Here is a 14,046-nt window from a genome sequence, read left to right as displayed (position 1 = left end):
GCGTCGACTGATGCCCCGCTGCCTGCGGAGAGCTCCGACTGCGGGAATCTTGACCCGTCCGAGCCCCCCGATCGCTGCCTCGACCCTTGCCACGGGAAGGCCGTCTTCCCGCAGTCGTGTCCTCGGCTCCCACCGCGCGCCCTCGCCGTGCTGTCGCTGACGGACGACACGGCGGCATCCGTGCGCCCACTCCTTGGCGCCGTCCGAAGACCGCTGCCGAGCGGCGGTCGGACCGCTCTCACGGCCAACTGCAGGTGGCGCATATAGGAGCCACCCACGGGCTGCCTTTGGTCGCCCCGCCGCGCGGCTCAACCCGTCGCGCGAGATGAGCATCCGCACACATCCATACCGATTCGAGAGCGAAGACAACATGCACTCCATGACCAAGAGTGACCTCACTCCCGCCGGCTCCGGCTCGGGCTCCGCCTTACGGGGGCTTGTCGGCAACACCCCGCTCCTCCGCGTCTCCCAGCCCTTCACCGAGCCGGACCGCGGGTTCTGGGCGAAGCTGGAAGGCTTCAACCCCGGCGGCATCAAGGACCGTCCGGGCCTGCACATGGTCGAGCGCGCTCGCGCCCGCGGCGAACTCCAGCCGGGTGCCAGGATCATCGAGTCGACCAGCGGCACCCTCGGCCTGGGGCTCGCCCTGGCCGGGATGGTCCACGGGCACCCCGTCACGCTGGTCACCGACCCGGGTCTGGAGATGTCCATGACCCGTCTGCTGACCGCGTACGGGGCTCAGGTCAATCTCGTCTCCGAACCGCACCCCACCGGGGGCTGGCAGCAGGCCCGCCGCGACCGGGTCACCCAGCTGATGCATCAGCACCCCGGCTCGTGGTGCCCGGACCAGTACAACAACCCCGACAACACCACCGCCTACACCCCGCTCGCCCTCGAACTGGCCACCGAACTCGGCCACATCGACGTACTGGTGTGCAGCGTGGGAACAGGCGGACACTCCGCCGGAGTCTCCCGCGTACTGCAGCAGCTCTACCCGGACCTCAAACTCGTCGGCGTCGACACCATCGGGTCGACGATCTTCGGCCAGCCCGCCCGTCCCCGCCTGATGCGGGGCCTGGGCTCCAGCATCTACCCGCGCAATGTCGCCTACGACAACTTCAGCGAGGTGCACTGGGTCGCCCCGGTGGAGGCAGTGTGGAACTGCCGCCGGCTGGCTGCCTCGCACTACGCCACAGGCGGCTGGAGCGTCGGCGCGGTGGCGATGGTCGCCGGCTGGCTGGCCCGCACGCTGCCCGCCGACACCCGGATCGCGGCGATCTTCCCCGACGGCCCGCAGCGCTACCTCGGCACGGTCTACGACGACGACTACTGCGCGGCTCACGGACTGCTCGACGCCCCTCCCGCACTCGAACCGGAGGTGATCGGCCGCCTGGACGAGAAGGAGGTCACCCGCTGGACGCGGTGCGAGAACGTCGTCGACCCGCTCGCGCCGACAGGCTCGGAACCGCGGTCCGGCACGGCCGGTCCACTCGACGCATACGACGCGCAAGCCGACGTGTCCGTGGACAGCGACGCCGCCGAACGGCTTGACGGCAGCGATGTGCTCGCGGAGGGGAACCAGTGAGGACGACCATCGCCCAGGTGCGTTCCTACGAACGCAGCGTCCAGCTGCTGATGGTGAATCAGTTCACCATCAACCTCGGGTTCTACATGCTGATGCCGTACCTGGCCGCGCATCTGGCAGGTCCCGTGGGGCTGGCCGGCTGGCTGGTCGGGCTGATCCTCGGCGTACGCAACTTCAGCCAGCAGGGCATGTTCCTGCTCGGCGGAACGCTGGCCGACCGGCTCGGATACAAGCCCATGATCATAGCCGGGCTGATGCTGCGCATCATCGGCTTCGCGACCCTCGGGCTGGCGGAGTCCGTGCCCGCCCTGCTGGCCGCTTCGGCGGCTACGGGCCTGGCCGGAGCGCTGTTCAATCCCGCCGTACGCGCCTATGTCGCGGCGGACGCGGGTGAACGCCGGGTCGAGGCCTTCGCGCTGTTCAACGTCTTCTACCAGGCCGGGATCCTGCTCGGCCCGCTGGTGGGCATGCTGCTGACCGGCGTGAGCTTCCGCGTCACATGCCTTGTCGCGGCGGGAATCTTCGCTCTGCTGAGCATCGTCCAGATCAGGGCCCTGCCCGCCCGTCGGGGCGACGACGCCGAGCGCGGCCAGGGCCAGGAGGGCGTGCTGTCCCAGTGGCGGGGCATCGTGGCCAACCGGCCGTTCCTGCTGTTCTCGGTCGCCATGATCGGCTTCTACGTCATGCAGTTCCAGGTCTATCTCGCACTGCCGCTGGAGGTGCGCCGCCTGGGCGGCGACGGGACCTTCGGCACGGGGGCGGTGGCCGTGCTGTTCGCCGTCTCGGGCCTGAGCACCATCCTCTTCCAGACCAAGGTGACCGCCTGGTGCAAGGCCCGCATGGAACCGGGCCGCGCACTGACCTGGGGGCTGCTGACCATGGGGCTGGGGTTTGTTCCGCTGCTGGTGGCCACCGCGGTCCCGGTACCGGACGGCGGGGTGGGGCTGTGGCTGCTTGCGGCAGTGCCACCGGCACTCTCCGCGCTGCTCCTCGCGATCGGCACGATGATCGCGTACCCCTTCGAGATGGACACCATCGTCCGCCTCTCCGGCAACCGCCTCGTCGCCACCCACTACGGCCTGTACAACACCGTCTGTGGCATCGGCATCACCCTCGGAAACCTGCTGACAGGTGCGGCGCTCGACGCCGCCCGGGCCGCCGGGATGTCCGCGCTGCCGTGGGTGGCGCTGTCGGCACTCGGCCTGGCGTGCGCGGCCGCCCTCTACGGGCTCCACCGCACGGGCCGGCTGGCACCACCAGTGCGCGAGGCGCAGCCGGAGCCCGCGAACGCGTAACACGACGCCCTGTGCCGGAGGGGGCGGACGAGTCGACTTCCGTCCCCTCCGGTCGGTCACGCCCACGTCGACGGCTGGGCGTGTGCGCCCACGGACATCGGCATCGGCATCGGCATCGGCCGGACACTCGCCCGTGCCACGACCGTCCGGCCCGCACTTCACCTGCCGTCAGGACGCACCCGCGTCATCACGCGAAAGCCGGCCAGTGCGTGAGGCGCGCACGCATCGCATCTCCTTGTCGGCCGCACTCCTCCAGAACCCGCAGAACCACATCGCACGTCACCGCCGCCTTCGGCCACAGAGACGGCCGTCCGCGAAGCAATAGGTAAGGACTGAAGACCAAGTGAGCCCGAAACCCACCGTACTGATCGCTGAAGAGCTGTCGCCCGCCACCGTCGACGCACTCGGTCCGGACTTCGAGATCCGGCACTGCAACGGCGCTGACCGAGCCGAACTCATCCCGGCGATCGCCGACGCCGACGCCATCCTCGTGCGCAGCGCGACCAAGGTGGACGCCGAGGCCCTCGCCGCGGCCAGGAAACTGAAGGTCGTCGCCCGCGCCGGTGTCGGCCTGGACAACGTGGACGTCTCCGCCGCGACCAAGGCCGGCGTGATGGTGGTCAACGCCCCCACGTCCAACATCGTCACGGCCGCCGAGCTCGCCTGCGGGCTTCTGATCGCCACGGCCCGCAACATCCCGCAGGCGAACACGGCCCTGAAGAACGGCGAGTGGAAGCGCGGCACGTACACGGGCGTGGAGCTGAGCGAGAAGACTCTCGGCGTCGTCGGCCTCGGCCGCATCGGTGCCCTGGTGGCCCAGCGCATGTCCGCCTTCGGCATGAAGATCGTCGCCTACGACCCGTACGTACGGCCCGCGGCGGCGGCACAGATGGGCGTCAAGCTGCTCTCACTGGACGAGCTGCTCGGGGTCTCGGACTTCATCACCGTGCACCTGCCCAAGACCCCCGAGACGCTGGGCCTGATCGGCGAGGAGGCGCTGCACAAGGTCCGGCCGCACGTCCGGATCGTCAACGCCGCGCGCGGTGACATTGTGGACGAGCAGGCGTTGTTCAACGCGCTGAAGGAGGGCCGGGTCGCGGGCGCGGGCCTGGACGTGTACGCGCACGAGCCCTGCACGGACTCGCCGCTCTTCCAGTTCGACCAGGTCGTGTGCACCCCGCACCTCGGCGCCTCCACGGACGAGGCACAGGAGAAGGCGGGCGTCGCCGTCGCCAGTTCTGTCCGGCTCGCGCTCGCGGGCGAGCCGGTCCCCGACGCGGTCAACGTACAGAGCGGCGTCATCGCGGAAGACGTACGGGCCTGGCTGCCACTCGCTGAGAAACTCGGCCGGATCTTCACCGCCTTGGCGGGGGAGGTTGCCATCCGACTCGACGTCGAAGTGTACGGCGAGATCATCCGGCACGACGTCAAGGTCCTCCAACTCTCCGCGCTCAAGGGTGTCTTCCGGGACGTCGTCGACGAGACGGTCTCCTACGTGAACGCCCCACTCTTCGCGCAGGAGCGCGGCGTCGGACTCCGCGTGACCACCAGCTCCAAGTCCACTGACCACCGCGACATGATGACCGTCCGCGGAACACTCGCAGATGGTGAGGAGGTCTCGGTCTCCGGCACCCTCGTCGGCCCCAAGCACGTGCAGAAAATCGTGTCGGTGGGTCATCACGACACCGACCTGACGATGTCCGACCACCTGGTTCTCGTGCGCTACACCGACCGCCCCGGTGTCATCGGCACCATCGGTCACGTACTCGGCGAGGCGGACCTGAACATCGCCGGAATGCAGGTCTCCAGGGCGGCTCCTGGCGGCGAGGCTCTGGTGGTCCTGAACGTCGACAGCAACGTCCCGGCTGACGTCCTTGCCGAGATCGCCCAAGAGACCGGTGCCACCTCGGCGCATTCGGTCAGCCTGGAGAACTGACTGACAGCACAACCGAACGGACTCGGGCCCGGGCGCACCGCCGCAGCGGTGAGCTCGGCCTGAGTGCCGTCCCGCGGGAGTACCCGAAGACGGACAGCCCGGGCACGAGGCCGGAGGCCCACGAAGTCATCCGCGACTGAGTGACGGTCGGGTTCCGCGGAAAGCGTGCGGATGAAACGTTCCCGCGAAGCATGTGCCGCCTCGGTCTCCCCAGCGACGTAGCTGTCTCCGGCATGCTGGCCGAACACCCGCAGCTGCCACTGAGCGCTCACGTCCCTGAGCTGAGCGCCTACCTGGTCAGATCACCATGCCGGGCGTACGACCGTCAGACCGAGAACCTGCCAGCCCCTCTCCGGCGCAGCGCTTTTCGGACGGACACGAGCGGCACTGCCGACAGAAAGCGATGACATCGGAACCTTGTGGAATCTCAACAAGGCGGCAGTGTGAGCGACGCCGTCCCTCCGCAACGCCCGACTCGGCCGCCGGCCGGGTCAGCATCGGTCTGGACACCACCGAACCTGCAAACGCCTACACATGCGCTGAAGCTGGGAAAAGGAGGACCTCGCATCCCAGCCTGACAAGGCGTCAGCAAAGTCAGCATCAGGTCAGCAAGAGTCCTGCCACAGCCACCCACAGACGGCCACACCGTGGAATCGCCAACCGCACCGGCCTGAGCCAGCCGGCTGTTTGGACGCCTTCCGGCAACAGGTGGAAGACAGCGAGAACGGCCCGACCGTCTTCCGACCCGCGGCCACCAATGCCCACGCGTTTCCGCAGGTCAGCGCACCCTTCCCCGTGGCTTCAACGCCACCGGCGGCAGTTCCGGAGCGGGCAGCGGAGCACCGTCGTACCCCTTCACCTCGCCGAACCGCGTCCCTTCCATCCAGTCCCGACGGGCCTGTTCGATCTCCTCCTGGGACCGCCCGATCCAGTTCCAGAACATGATCAGCTCCTCCTCGAAAGGCTCGCCGCCGAGGAGCATGAGGGAGGCGTCCGCGTCGGTGCGCAGGGGGAGTTCGGTGCGGCCGCAGCCGAGGTAGAGCATGGAACCGGGGAGGACGGGGACTCCGTCGACATGGGCCTCGCCGGCCATGGCGAGGACGGCGTACTCGAAGTCGGGTTCGAGCGGGAGGCGCACGTCGGCGCCGGAGGCCAGCGTGAGGTCGGCGCCGACGATCGGTGTGAAGGTCGTGCCGGGCGAGGTGGCCCCGTCCAGGGTGCCGAGGATGAGGGTGGCGCTCAGGCCGGGGGCCGTGACGACCGGCAGTTCGGCGTGGTGCTCGAAGCGCGGGTCGGTGTGCCGGTGGCTGTCCGGCAGGGCGACCCAGAGCTGGGCGCCGTGCAGGTAGCGGGCGTGCGACCGCGGGCTCTCCTCCGAGTGGCTGATGGCCCGCCCGGAGGTCATCAGGCCCAGTTCGCGCGGGCGGATCGTCTGCAGGCTGCCCGTGGAGTCGCGGTGCAGCACCTCGCCCTGGTGCAGCCAGCTGACCGTCTGCAGGCCCATGTGCGGGTGCGGCGGCACCTGCATTCCGGGCTCGTCGGCGATGTCGTCGGGACCGTAGTGATCGACGAAGGCCCAGGCGCCGACCATGCGGCGGCCCAGGTTGGGCAGCAGCCGCCGCACCTCGGTGGACTCACCGAGCTTCACCCGTCGAGGGCTGAGGAGTTCACGCACCGGTTCGGCCACCACGAAGCCCCGGCCGCCGCACACCGCCGGCACCGGCTCGCGATCAAGATTGCTCATGCTGCACAACCTAGACCCGTCCGGCTCCCCTCGTCAGCCATCCCCGTCAGCCATGCACCCACCCGGAAGTAGTGGAATATTCAACAGCAAGCGGGGGTTGTGCGCCTCGAAGGAGGCACCGGTGGACACGACGTACTACGACCACGGAACACCCGCCGAGCGCTGGGAGCGCGCCCGGATGTTCTTCGACGCCAAGGACTACGCCGCCGCGGCGCGCGTCCTCGGCCCGCTGGTCGAGGAGGTTCCGGAGCAGACCGGTCCGCGGCTGCTGCTGGCCCGCGCCTACTACCACTCGGCCCAACTGCGCAGGGCCGAGGCCGAGTTGCGCGTGCTCGTGGAGCGGGACCCGGTGGAGCAGTACGCCCGGCTGATGCTGGGCCGCACGCTGGAGCGGCAGTCCCGGTACCAGGAGGCGGAGTCCCACCTGCGGATCGCCTCGGCGCTCGCGGGCGACTTCGAGCAGCCGTAGGGAACGCGGGGATTCGGGCGACGTACACGTACACATGGAGTGAGGGGGCGCGTCCGGACCGGACGCGCCCCCTCACTCCATCGCTTCGCCACCCCCGGGCGCCGCGTCATGTCTGCGCCGGCCGCGATGGCCGCGCCTACGGCGCCCGACCGCGCCGAGCGCCCTACTTCGCCTCCGCCCGGCCGCCGTACGACCGCTTGCCGCGCCGGTGCGCGATCTCGCCCAGGACGACGTCCACCGCGATGAACACGGCGAGCGGGATGCCGAGGAGGGGGACGAAGTAGCCGAGGACGGCGACGAGGGCGAGGGCCGGGACCAGGATCTGCGGCGGCACCTGTTGCCAGGCCCCGCGCGGGATCGGGCGGCCGAACGACGAGGCACGGCCGCGCTGCCACCACATCCGGTAGCCCCAGATGATCAGGACGACCAGGGAGGCCGCCAGGGCCATCAGCAGGAGCTGGTTGGCCAGCCCGAACAGCACGCCCGTGTGACCGTCGATGCCCCAGCGGGAGAGCTTGGCGAGGACCGGGAAGTCGGCGAACCGGAGGGTGTCGGTGACCTCGGCGGTCGCCGGGTCCACGGCCACCGCGTCCTGCTTGGTGGGCCAGCTGCGCTGGACCTGCCTGACCACGTAGGCGGAGGACGCGTCGGCGGGCGGCACGATCTCCACCGGGTCGCCGAGGCCCTTGGCCCGCGCGGCGGCGAGGATCTTGTCCAGGTCACCCTCCGCGGCGGTCCCGTCCTCCGCCGAGTCGTCGCCGTGATCCCCGTGGTCGCCGGCGGCGGCCGAGATCGCCGGGGTGGCCTGGTGGAGTTCGGTGCGCAGGACCTCGATGTTGGCGCCCGCGTAGGTCGACCAGGTCAGGCCGGTCGCCGAGAGGAAGAAGAACCCGGCGGCGGCCCAGACCCCGACCGTGCCGTGCAGGCCCAGCGTGCGACGGCGGCCGCTGGTGCCGCGCACCTTGCGCTGGGCGCGGCGGCGGGCGAACCAGAGCACGAGGCCGCCGCCCGAGATGACCCACAGCCAGCTGGCCGCGAGTTCGCTGTAGAGGCGGCCGGGCTCACCGAGCTGGAGGTTGGCGTGGAACTTGTCGATCCAGGTCCGCACCGGCAGTGCGCCGGTCGAGCCGTACTGCTCCAGGGCGCCGCGCACCTCGGCGGTGTACGGGTCGACGAACACCGCGAGCGTGTTGGTCTCGTCGATGCCCTCCACGCCCGTCAGCATCACCCGGGTCGTCGCGTCGTCCTGCGGCGAGGGGCGTACGGCGGAGACGGTGCCCTCGGGGTGTTTCTTGCGGGCGGCGGCGACCTGCTCGGAGATCGGCAGCTTCTCGTCGCCGACCTTCGCGACGGTCGTCCGGTCCGCGTAGACGATCTTCTCGATCGAGAACGAGGCGGCGTACAGTCCGCCGGTCAGGGCGGCGACCAGCAGGAACGGGGCGACGAGGACGCCCGCGTAGAAGTGCAGCCGCAGCACGAGCGGCCTGAGCGAGGCCCAGCCCCTCGTGGCGCCGTCGGGCTTGGCGACGGGTTTCTGGGACTCGTCCGTCTCGGTCGAGGGGGCGATGGTCATCGGCGGATGCTCCGGGATGCGGGGACGTCGTGGCGGTTCAGTAGTCGGATCGTGCGGGCCCCGAGTTCCCGGCCCTGCGTGTGATGCGGGTCACACGCACTTCCGCCGCCGCCCGCTCTCGCGCTGCCGGGCCCTCGCGTGAGCCGCCTCGCGCCGTACGACGGCGGTTGGCATCCTGGCCCGATGCCTTCCGAACGTGACCGCGCCGACTCCCGCCCCCTGAAGCACCGGGTCGAGGAACTCCTCGCCCACGAAGGACCGCTGCCGATCGTCGCCGCGGGCGACCCGGTGCTGCGCCGCACCGCCGAGCCCTTCGACGGCCAGCTCGACCCGGCTCTCCTGGCCCGCTTCGTCGCCGCCCTGCGCGCCACCATGCACGCGGCGCCAGGTGTCGGTCTCGCCGCACCGCAGGTGGGGGTGCCCCTGCGCATCGCGGTGATCGAGGACCCCGCGCCGGTCCCGGAGGAGGTACGGCTCATCCGGGGCCGGGTCCCGCAGCCGTTCCGTGTCCTGGTCAATCCGGTGTACGAGGCCGTGGGGCCGTTCCGGGACGCGTTCTTCGAGGGCTGTCTGAGCGTGCCGGGCTGGCAGGCCGTGGTGGCCCGGCACGCCCGTGTGCGGCTCCGGGCGCTCGACGAGCGGGGGCGGGCGGTGGACGAGGAGTTCTCGGGGTGGCCCGCCCGTATCGTCCAGCACGAGACGGACCATCTGAACGGCACGCTCTACCTCGACCACGCCGAGCTGCGGTCCCTCTCCTCCAACCAGGCGATGGCCGACCGCTGGAACGACCCGACTCCGGCCCGGGCCGCCCGGGCGCTGGGCTTCCTGCTGCCCGACTGAGCGCCCGGACCGGCCGGCGGCCGCGTTCAGCCCCGGTACGCCTCCAGCAGCCGCAGCCACACCTCGCTGAGCGTCGGGTACGAGGGCACCGCGTGCCAGAGCCGGTCGACCGGGACCTCGCCCGCGACGGCGACCGTGGCGGAGTGGATCAGCTCGCCGACGGCGGGGCCGACGAAGGTGACACCGCGAAGGATCTCGCGGTCCAGGTCGACGACCATGCGGGCGCGGCCCCGGTAGCCGTCGGCGTACAGGCCCGCCCCCGCGACGGAGGAGAACTCGACGTCGACCGCGCGGACGCGGTGGCCGGCCTGTTCGGCTTCCGCGAGGGAGAGGCCGACGGCGGCGGCCTCGGGGTCGGTGAAGACGACCTGGGGGACGGCGGCGTGGTCGGCGGTGGCCGCGTGGGCGCCCCAGGGGTCGCTCTCCAGCAGCGGGACCCCGGCCGCGCGGGCGGCGATGGCGGCCCCGGCGATCCGCGCCTGGTACTTGCCCTGGTGGGTGAGGAGTGCGCGGTGGTTGACGTCCCCGACCGCGTACAGCCAGTCGCTGCCCGTCACCCTCAGGCTGTCGTCGACCGGCAGCCACGAGCCGGACTCCAGGCCGACGGTGTCGAGGCCGAGGTCGTCGGTGCGCGGGGCGCGGCCGGTGGCGAAGAGGATCTCGTCGGCCTCCAGCCGGTCGCCGGTGTCGGTGAGGGCCACCACGGTCCCGTTCTCGCGAGACACCGCCGTCACCGACGTCCCCGTCCGCACGTCGACGCCCGACTCGGCGAGCGCCTCGGCGATCAGTTCACCGGCGAAGGGTTCCATGCGGGGCAGCAGGCCCTTGCCGCGGACGAGGACGGTGACCTCGGAGCCGAGGGACCGCCAGGCGGTGGCCATCTCGACGGCCACGACACCGCCGCCGACGACGATCAGCCGGCCGGGGGCCGTCCGCGCGCTGGTGGCCTCGCGACTGGTCCAGGGCCTGACCTGCGCGAGTCCGGGCAGGTCGGGCAGGAGGGCACGGCTGCCGGTGGAGACCACCACCGCGTGCCGGGCGGTGAGCAGCCGGCGCCCGCCGTCGGGGGTGTCCACGACGACCCGGCGGGGTCCGGCCAGACGCGCGTGGCCGCGGTACAGGACCGCCCCGACGCTCTCCAGCCAGCCCACCTGGCCGTCGTCCTTCCAGTGCCCGGTCTCGTGGTCGCGGTGGGCGAGCACCTCGGCGGTGTCCAGCGGGCCCTCCACCAGGTGGCGCAGCCCGGGCACGCGGCGGGCGTCGGCACGGGCGATCGCGGGACGCAGCAGGGCCTTGCTCGGCATGCACGCCCAGTACGAGCACTCGCCGCCGACCAGTTCGCTCTCCACGATCGCCGTGGACAGGCCGGCCGCGCGGGTGCGGTCGGCGACGTTCTCCCCCACGGGTCCGGCACCGAGCACCACGACGTCGTACTCGGCCGGTGTCGCGTCGCCCGCTGTGCCTTCGGTGTTCTCCGTATCCGTCATGGGGTCAGTCTGGTTGCTGGTGTGTGCGGGGGCCAAACGGGTAGGCGCGCGGAATACGCCACCACGGGGTGGCGTTGTCGTGTGCGGCTCGCCCCCGAGCACCGAGACCAGGAAGAGGGATGCACGCCATGAGCAGCACCGTGGAGCTGACCAAGGAGAACTTCGACCGGACGGTCACCGAGAACGAGTTCGTTCTGATCGACTTCTGGGCGGCCTGGTGCGGGCCCTGCCGGCAGTTCGCCCCGGTCTACGAGAAGGCCGCCGGTGACAACCCGGACCTGGTGTTCGGCAAGGTCGACACGGAGGCGCAGCCGGAGCTGGCGCAGGCCTTCGGAATCCAGTCGATCCCGACGCTGATGATCGTCCGTGACCAGGTCGCCGTGTTCGCGCAGCCGGGCGCGCTGCCCGAGGCCGCGCTGACCGACGTCATCGGGCAGGCCCGGAAGCTGGACATGGACGAGGTCCGCAAGGCGGTCGCCGAGCAGCAGGCGCAGGCCGAGCAGAACGACTGACGAGCCGGCCGGTTCACCAGGTCAGCGGCAGCCCCGTGTAGTGGGCGGCCAGTTCGGCGGCCGCCTCCCGGGACTCCGTGATCCGGCGCAGCCGGGCGAGTTGGAGCCGGTGGTCGAAGGCGCCGCCATCGGGCCGTGTGTGCAGCATCCGCATCATGTCGTCGCTGAAACAGGCCGCCTGCCAGACCCGGTCGAGGCACAACTGCGAGTACCGGTCGAGGAGTTGTGCCGTGCCGTCGGTGTACAGCTCGACGAGGGCGCGTGCGAGGAGCCGTACGTCGGACACCGCGAGGTCGAGGCTCGTGGCGCCGATCGGCGGCAGGCTGTGGGCGGAGTCCCCGGCGAGCAGCAGCCGGCCGTGCCGCATCGGCTCGTGGACGTAGGCGCGCAGCGGCGTCACGGACGCGGCGGTGATCGGTCCGCGTTCCAGGATCCGGTCGGTGTCGTCGACGGCGAGACGCGCGGCGAGTTCGTCCCGGACGCGCGCGTCGGGCCAGTCGGCGGGGTCGGTGCCTGCCGGGACCTGGAGGTGGAGCCGGGACGACGAGGGTGACCGCGCGGCGTGCAGGGCGAAGCCGTGGTCGCCGCGCGCGTGGACCGGTTCCCGGGGCGGCGGCACTTCGGCCAGGACGTCGAGCCACGCGTACGGGTACTCGTGCTGGTGGACCCGGCGGACCGGGGCGGGGAACACATGGCGGGAGATGCCGTGGAAACCGTCGCAGCCGGCCACCCAGTCGCAGGACAGCTCCTCCTGGTAGCCGTCGTGGACGAAGTGCACCACCGGGCGCTCGCCGAGAGGGCCCTCGACGCCGATCGCCTCCGCCTGGAACAACAGCGGCGGCCCGTCGGCGAGTTGCAGGGCGGCGAGGTCCCGCACGATCTCCGTCCGGGCGTAGCTCGTGACCGCGCGGCCCCCAGTGAGGGCCGGGAGGTCGAGGCGGTGCCGTTCCCCGTCGAAGCGCAGTTCGATGCCGCGGTGGACCAGGCCATCGGTCTCCAGGCGCCCGGCGGCGCCGCACTCGCGCAGCGCGTCGACCGTGCCCTGCTCCAGGAGGGCGTCGTACCCCCGGCCTCCGCCCGGGCGCCGCTCCGCGTCCGCCCGGGTCCGGCTCTCCAGGACCACGCAGTCGATGTCCGCCCGGTGCAGCAGCCGGGCGAGGAGGAGTCCGGCGGGGCCCCCGCCGATGATGCCGACCTTCGTGCGCATGACGCGCCTCCCGAGGCGGGCGGTCCGCCGCCCTGTGCGTTCAGCCGTGCCCGTTCGGCCCTGCCCGCTCGGCCGCGTCCGGTCCGCCCGGGACCGATCGGACCGGCCCGGTCAGCTCGATTCGCGGTGGACGATCCTGGCGCCCAGGACGTCGTGGGTGGTGGGGACCGACGCGGGGTCGCGCACCACGCGGTCGACCAGTTCCGCGAGGTGACGTCCGGACGGCAGCTCCAGGTGGACGGTGCTGAGGCGCGGCCGCAACAGCCGGCCGAGCATCAGGTCGTCGGCCCCGACCACGGCCGTCTCCCCGGGGATGCCGATGCCCTCGTCCTGGAGGGCCCGCATCACCAGCATCGCGTATTCGTCGTTGTACGCGAACACCGCGTCCAGACCGAGGGAGCGCCAGTCGCGTGCGAGCCGGGCGGCGGCCGCCTCGTCGTAGGCGAGCGGCAGCTCCGTGACCGTGGCCTCGGTGCCCTGGACCGCGCGTCGTACGCCGGCCAGACGGGGCTGGGAGAAGACCCCGAAGCCGGGCTCCTCGGGCACGACGACACCGATGCGGCGGCGGCCGCTCTCGACCAGGTGCCGGCCCGCGCTGTGGCCGACGCCCGCGTGGTCCAGGATCAACGCGTGGGCGCCCTCGACGGGTTCGGGAGTCAGGGTGACGACGGCCTTGGCTCCGGAGCGCTTGAGGACCGCCACACCCTGCGGGCCGAGACCGACGCCGGGCACGATGACCGCGACCGGACGCAACTCCGCCCAGGCGCGGGCGGCGTCGTCGCCGCGCAGTCCGATGCCGCCGTGCTGCACGACGGTGTAGTCGAGCCGGCTGAGGGCCCATTGGATCTCGTTGATGAACTGGCTGTAGAGCGGGCCGATGGGAACGTTCGGGGTGGGCATGAGTACCAGGCGGCTGTGGCCGGCGCGCAGGCTGCGGGCCGCCGCGTGGGGTACGTAGCCGAGTTCCTTGGCCGCCTCGTGGACCCGGCGGCGGGTCGGCTCGCTGATACGGACGGCGCTGGTGTTGTTGAGGACGTAGCTGACCGTCGCGCGTGAGACACCCGCGAGTCGTGCCACATCGGCGCTCGTGGGCACGGATCGCTGCAGGGGCGAGGGCGGGGCGGGCTCTTTCGGTATCTGCACCATGAGGAGGGCATCCTTGCAGAAGCGGTGAAGGTCGTTCCGGCCGGGGGACCGTCGGCCGTGCGAGGCCCGGGTTCGGACCACCGATCTTTGTGGCTGGGCAGTTTGGCGAATGTGTTCGAAATCTGTTCAACCGGGCGGCCATTTCACGCCACCTCCACACGCGCGCGCCGGCCGTGCCCCCGAACAGACGTGTGGCCTGCTTTCCGCCCCCGGCCGGTGCGCGGGCGACCGGCCCTCGTCCGGTGCCGCGGC

11 protein-coding genes are annotated in these 14,046 nt (G+C 71.5%); 6 read left to right on the top strand and 5 right to left on the bottom strand.

Going from position 1 to position 14,046, the window contains the following annotated elements:
- The first annotated feature begins 370 nt into the window (after positions 1-370).
- From ACZ6BB_RS05480 to serA, 3 genes are all read left to right on the top strand, one after another.
- Positions 371-1,585, top strand: coding sequence for a PLP-dependent cysteine synthase family protein (locus ACZ6BB_RS05480; RefSeq protein WP_471613991.1), 1,215 nt, complete (start codon positions 371-373; stop codon positions 1,583-1,585).
- Positions 1,582-2,880: an MDR family MFS transporter gene (locus tag ACZ6BB_RS05475; RefSeq protein ID WP_471613990.1), complete on the top strand. Its 1,299-nt coding sequence runs from the start codon at positions 1,582-1,584 to the stop codon at positions 2,878-2,880. The genes ACZ6BB_RS05480 and ACZ6BB_RS05475 overlap by 4 nt, the downstream gene beginning before the upstream one ends.
- A 343-nt stretch (positions 2,881-3,223) precedes the next feature.
- Complete coding sequence (gene serA / locus ACZ6BB_RS05470; protein ID WP_471613989.1) at positions 3,224-4,816, top strand: phosphoglycerate dehydrogenase; 1,593 nt, start codon at positions 3,224-3,226, stop codon at positions 4,814-4,816.
- A gap of 778 nt (positions 4,817-5,594) precedes the next feature.
- Here the strand turns inward: serA and ACZ6BB_RS05465 are convergent.
- Entirely contained in the window at positions 5,595-6,560 is a 966-nt protein-coding gene (locus tag ACZ6BB_RS05465) for a pirin family protein (RefSeq protein ID WP_471613988.1), read from the bottom strand.
- Positions 6,561-6,681: 121 nt separating this feature from the next.
- Between ACZ6BB_RS05465 and ACZ6BB_RS05460 the strand changes: the two genes are divergently transcribed.
- A complete protein-coding gene (locus tag ACZ6BB_RS05460; protein ID WP_471613987.1) occupies positions 6,682-7,029 on the top strand; it encodes a tetratricopeptide repeat protein in 348 nt (115 codons plus the stop codon).
- A gap of 163 nt (positions 7,030-7,192) precedes the next feature.
- Here the strand turns inward: ACZ6BB_RS05460 and ACZ6BB_RS05455 are convergent, their stop codons facing one another.
- Complete coding sequence (locus ACZ6BB_RS05455; RefSeq protein WP_471613986.1) at positions 7,193-8,602, bottom strand: PepSY-associated TM helix domain-containing protein; 1,410 nt, start codon at positions 8,600-8,602, stop codon at positions 7,193-7,195.
- Positions 8,603-8,785: 183 nt separating this feature from the next.
- Between ACZ6BB_RS05455 and ACZ6BB_RS05450 the strand changes: the two genes are divergently transcribed.
- Positions 8,786-9,442, top strand: coding sequence for a peptide deformylase (locus ACZ6BB_RS05450; protein ID WP_471613985.1), 657 nt, complete (start codon positions 8,786-8,788; stop codon positions 9,440-9,442).
- 26 nt (positions 9,443-9,468) lie between these two features.
- Here the strand turns inward: ACZ6BB_RS05450 and ACZ6BB_RS05445 are convergent, their stop codons facing one another.
- On the bottom strand, positions 9,469-10,929 hold the full coding sequence (locus ACZ6BB_RS05445; protein ID WP_471613984.1) for a dihydrolipoyl dehydrogenase family protein: 1,461 nt from the start codon (positions 10,927-10,929) through the stop codon (positions 9,469-9,471).
- 128 nt (positions 10,930-11,057) lie between these two features.
- Between ACZ6BB_RS05445 and trxA the strand changes: the two genes are divergently transcribed.
- Positions 11,058-11,441: a thioredoxin gene (trxA, locus tag ACZ6BB_RS05440; RefSeq protein ID WP_471613983.1), complete on the top strand. Its 384-nt coding sequence runs from the start codon at positions 11,058-11,060 to the stop codon at positions 11,439-11,441.
- A 13-nt stretch (positions 11,442-11,454) separates the two neighbouring features.
- On the opposite strand, the gene ACZ6BB_RS05435 is transcribed toward trxA, so the two are convergent.
- Together ACZ6BB_RS05435 and ACZ6BB_RS05430 are read right to left on the bottom strand one after the other, a co-directional pair.
- Entirely contained in the window at positions 11,455-12,648 is a 1,194-nt protein-coding gene (locus tag ACZ6BB_RS05435) for a 4-hydroxybenzoate 3-monooxygenase (RefSeq protein ID WP_471613982.1), read from the bottom strand.
- Between the two features lie 111 nt (positions 12,649-12,759).
- Positions 12,760-13,794, bottom strand: a complete 1,035-nt coding sequence (locus tag ACZ6BB_RS05430) for a LacI family DNA-binding transcriptional regulator (RefSeq protein ID WP_275454985.1) — start codon at positions 13,792-13,794, stop codon at positions 12,760-12,762.
- Between the last annotated feature and the right edge of the window lie 252 nt (positions 13,795-14,046).

It is taken from the genome of Streptomyces sp. NPDC041108, from assembly GCF_055592645.1.
Note: the sequence above shows the minus strand (reverse complement) of the source record. Positions and strands in the feature narration are given on the sequence as shown.

Coding starts and splice junctions, on each gene's coding strand:
- ACZ6BB_RS05480 (WP_471613991.1), top strand. CDS start 371: ATGCACTCCATGACCAAGAGTGACCTCACTCCCGCCGGCTCCGGCTCG.
- ACZ6BB_RS05465 (WP_471613988.1), bottom strand. CDS start 6,560: ATGAGCAATCTTGATCGCGAGCCGGTGCCGGCGGTGTGCGGCGGCCGG.
- ACZ6BB_RS05455 (WP_471613986.1), bottom strand. CDS start 8,602: ATGACCATCGCCCCCTCGACCGAGACGGACGAGTCCCAGAAACCCGTC.
- ACZ6BB_RS05450 (WP_471613985.1), top strand. CDS start 8,786: ATGCCTTCCGAACGTGACCGCGCCGACTCCCGCCCCCTGAAGCACCGG.
- ACZ6BB_RS05445 (WP_471613984.1), bottom strand. CDS start 10,929: ATGACGGATACGGAGAACACCGAAGGCACAGCGGGCGACGCGACACCG.
- trxA (WP_471613983.1), top strand. CDS start 11,058: ATGAGCAGCACCGTGGAGCTGACCAAGGAGAACTTCGACCGGACGGTC.
- ACZ6BB_RS05435 (WP_471613982.1), bottom strand. CDS start 12,648: ATGCGCACGAAGGTCGGCATCATCGGCGGGGGCCCCGCCGGACTCCTC.
- ACZ6BB_RS05430 (WP_275454985.1), bottom strand. CDS start 13,794: ATGGTGCAGATACCGAAAGAGCCCGCCCCGCCCTCGCCCCTGCAGCGA.